This is a genomic window from Microcystis sp. LEGE 08355 (genome assembly GCF_015207185.1).
GTDB classification, from domain to species: domain Bacteria; phylum Cyanobacteriota; class Cyanobacteriia; order Cyanobacteriales; family Microcystaceae; genus Microcystis; species Microcystis panniformis.
In genome coordinates, this window is the sequence record NZ_JADEXI010000499.1 from 1 (window position 1) to 3440 (window position 3440).

Annotated in this window: 2 protein-coding genes, 1 other RNA gene and 1 pseudogene; all 4 read left to right on the forward strand. The window is 44.6% G+C overall.

Translation table 11 applies throughout. The features are described 5' to 3' along the window. Positions 1–291 (forward strand): annotated as a pseudogene (locus IQ242_RS19990) (long-chain acyl-[acyl-carrier-protein] reductase); the annotation flags it as partial. Positions 292–677: 386 nt separating this feature from the next. Then, the gene (locus IQ242_RS19995) at positions 678–1814 is read left to right on the forward strand and encodes a DUF58 domain-containing protein (RefSeq protein WP_193961163.1); all 1137 of its coding nucleotides are present in this window, start codon (positions 678–680) and stop codon (positions 1812–1814) included. Positions 1815–1900: 86 nt separating this feature from the next. Beyond that, positions 1901–1997: signal recognition particle sRNA small type (gene ffs / locus IQ242_RS20000), an RNA gene on the forward strand. 9 nt (positions 1998–2006) lie between these two features. Then, positions 2007–3278, forward strand: a complete 1272-nt coding sequence (locus tag IQ242_RS20005) for an MFS transporter (RefSeq protein ID WP_193961164.1) — start codon at positions 2007–2009, stop codon at positions 3276–3278. The last annotated feature ends 162 nt before the right edge of the window (positions 3279–3440 follow it).

A 3440-nucleotide genomic window follows, 5' to 3' on the forward strand; every position in this document is an offset into this window, starting at 1 on the left:
GATGGTGGTTATCCGAAAAATTTAGGCACGGTGTTAAATGCCCCCGATATTTCGGTGATTAAGGGCGGCATTGTCGAGCATTCCCTCGATATTGACTGGAAAATTATGAAAATCGTTAATATGGATATTCCCTCTCGTCAAATGTTTGCCTGTTTTGCCGAGGCGATTTTATTAGAGTTGGAGGGTTGGCAAACTAATTTTTCCTGGGGACGCAATCAAATTACCGTCCCTAAAATGGAACAAATCGGCGCAGCTTCCCGCAAACACGGGTTTCAACCTTTGTTATTTTAATTAATATCCCCAACCCCCCCCCACCGACCACGGAATTAGAAGTTTTAGGCGACAAATAATTAGGAGTGAGTGCTTGACTTTGCCGGCGGCTTGGGTTATGATTGTCTTATAATGGGATGTTTGTGTTTATAGCAGACTGCTTAGATTCCCATTATGAATAAACTCTTTTAAAAATATTATCCCAAAATCTGCCGACAAAAGCAAGCAAAATTTTGCCATCAATTGTTAAGTTTTGTTAAGAAAAATCCTAAGAGTGGCAAGGAAGAGAACTTCCTTAGCTGATCAGTCCGATATCCTTGATAGTTTCTCATGACTTTTGGGGGAATTATAGAAGTGTGGGCCTGATTTTTAGCCTTCTAGCAAAGACGACAAAACCATTAAACCCTATGAAAACTTGGTTAGAAGATCGCGGTATTTTACCCGCTTACGGTGGTGGGGTAATCATTGGCATTACCCTCTGTTTTTTCGGAGCGGCGACCAATACCATGGCGGGATGGTTGTATGCTATCTCTGGCACGACGATCGCTGTTTTAATTTTATCGATAATTCTACCCCGTCGTTCCCTTCTTCCCCTGAAAGTGCGTCGTCTTGCCATTGTACCCGTAAGTGCGGGAGACGATCTTAGTATTAGCCTAGAGATAGAAAATACTAGCAATCAGCCGATAAATCTGTTAGAAGTGACAGATATGCTGCCAATTGTTCTCGATCAGCCAAAAATAACCCCAATAGAAGCGATTGCCCCCAAAAGTAGCCATCGTTGGACCTATTATTTACCCACCAGTAAACGGGGCGTTTATCACTGGCAAGAAGTACAATTAAGAACAGCGGCCCCTCTGGGTTTATTTTGGTGTCGTCGTTGTCAGCAAGCGGCGGCTAAAGCTTTAGTTTATCCGCAAATTTTACCCTTACAACAATGTCCCCTGATCGATTCCCTCGGTCAAGAGGTAGCACAAAAATTAGAAAATAATCGCTATTATCAAAGGGCTAGTCAAGGACTGACCCGAAACCTGAGACAATATCGCCGGGGTGATTCTACCCGTTTAATTCACTGGAAAACTAGCGCCCGTTTGGGAGAATTGCAAATTCGGGAATTAGAAGTGTTAACGGGAGGACAGGAAGTGATTATCTGTCTCGATACCCTCTGTGATTGGCAAGAAGACAGTTTTGAACGGGCGATTATTGCCGCTGCTTCCCTCTATTTTTATGCCCATCGTCGGCAATTAAATGTGAAACTCTGGACGGGTGAAACGGGTTTAATTCAGGGGGAAAGGGTCATTTTAGAAACTTTAGCCAGTATAGATGCAAAAGCTAGTCAAAAAAATGCTAATCTGCCTAATTTACCGCTAATTTGGTTGACAAGTAACCTCAATTCCATCGAACAACTCACCCCCGGCAGCCGTTGGTTATTTTTCCTCGCTGCCGATTCTAGGGAGAGTCCTTCACTCTTAATCCGACAGTTTAGCGGATTGGCGATCGAACCGGAAACTTCTCTACAACAACAATTGCAAAAACCCCCTCGTTGAGAAAATTTCTGTTCCCAGTCTAGATTGAGAGGAAATTCTCCAGAAAAAAATACCGGTATCCCCGAAAAAGATGTTATGATAGAAAAGACTCGGACTCATGCGATCACAACGCCTTAACCTTGTCAGGACCGGAAGGTAGCAGCAATACGGGATGCTTGTGACTGGCGTGATCTCCGGGTCTTTTTGTTGCCTGTGACGGTCGCTGTTGTGAACGCTTTCAAAACTTTTCGATCGCTTACTGGCGAAACTCGTCGTCAACTACTGATCCTCTTCGTCACGGCGCTGTTTTTCTGGATAAGTATCACCACTCTCGTCCCCACTCTCCCCACCTATATTAAATTACTAGGCGGTAGCAAACAAGATATCGGTTTTGTCATGGGGGCCTTTGCCATCGGTTTAATTTTATCGCGCAGTTGGTTAGGCAATCTAGTCGATCGCCGCAGTCGCAAATTAGTGGTTTTATTTGGAACTATTGTCGCCGCTACCGCACCCCTCGGTTATCTATTTTTTCGCGATCTTTCCTCTTTATTCGCCGTCCGCGCCTACCATGGCCTCAGTATCGCTGCTTTTACCACTGGTTACAGTACCCTAGTGGTGGATTTTTCCCCCGTTCGTCAACGGGGGGAGATAATTGGTTATATGAGCTTAACTGCACCCCTAGGCATGGGAATCGGTCCGGCTTTAGGCAGTTATCTCTACGAATCGATCGGTTATGACGGTTTATTTCTAGTTTCTGCCACTTCAGGAGCGATCGCCTTTCTCTTGGGTTTCTCCATTCAAGAACCGGACTTCAAGAAAAAATTAGCCGAAATGAAGGCAGAAAATCAGACAATTGAGCGCAGTTTCTGGGCATTATGTCAAGAGCGGGCTTTTTTAGTCCCCACCCTAGTTTTTCTACTGGTCGGTACTTTATTCGGCGGTTTAGTCGCTTTTTTACCCCTGTTTCTCCTCGAAAACCAACTTCCTTTCAGTGCCGGTCTATTCTACAGTTGTGCGGCAGTATCGGGCGTAATCGGACGGATTTTGTCGGGAGGAGCCAGTGATCGCTATGGACGGGGTTTATTCATCACTATTAGCGTTTTTTGCTATGGTTTATCCATGTTGGTTCTATCCTCTGCCCGATCTCCTTCCGATTTAATTTTAGCCGCTATCCTCGAAGGTACGGGAGGGGGGATTTTATTCCCTATGTTACTGGCTTTAATCTCCGATCGCTCTGGGCCCCAAGAACGCGGCCGGGCCTATTCTATCTGCATCGGCGGTTTTGATGTGGGAACAGCCTTAGCCGGTCCAATTCTGGGGGTTTTAGCAATTTCCTACGAAACTATGTTTAGTTTATCGTCAGGATTAGCTGTTATTGCTCTCTTTCTCTTTTTTACTCTCTCTAACCCCACTATATTCCATTCTTTTCTCTTCGCTTTCGGTTTAGAAAAAGATCGTTATGCTCTGCGCGGACAATTACAATAAAGCTTACTGAAAAAGTTTTTCCTAGGGCAGGGTTATTTAATAGATTTGAGGTGGAAAATTATCGGGAATATCTAATTCAAATACTTGGTCATGAATCCGAGCCACATAAAGCCCTTCTTGCAGAATTTTTTCCCGTAATTCCGGGGATAAATCAACCGCCGC